Genomic DNA, 230 nt, shown 5'->3' on the forward strand with positions numbered 1-230 from the left:
GGCGGAATACACATTGTTGAGCCAGTAATTCGCAATGACCTTGCCGCTCGTATTCAGGATCAGCCCACCCAGGCTCCAGCCTTGATTGGCGTTTGCATTGACGCGCCAATCCGAGCGATTGAGATACTCGACGATGGTCGAGGCGACATCGACGGTGAGCCCCGACTTGTCGTCTTGCGGAGCTTGCGCGGGGTTGTGAGTCAACGCGTTTTGCATTTGATTGGCACCAT

1 pseudogene is annotated in these 230 nt (G+C 55.7%); it reads right to left on the reverse strand.

Going from position 1 to position 230, the window contains the following annotated elements:
• Positions 1 to 216 (reverse strand): annotated as a pseudogene (locus SB751_RS35890) (hypothetical protein); the annotation flags it as partial.
• Between the last annotated feature and the right edge of the window lie 14 nt (positions 217 to 230).

The sequence above is a fragment of the Cupriavidus sp. SIMBA_020 genome (assembly GCF_046535395.1).
GTDB classification, from domain to species: Bacteria; Pseudomonadota; Gammaproteobacteria; order Burkholderiales; family Burkholderiaceae; genus Cupriavidus; species Cupriavidus campinensis.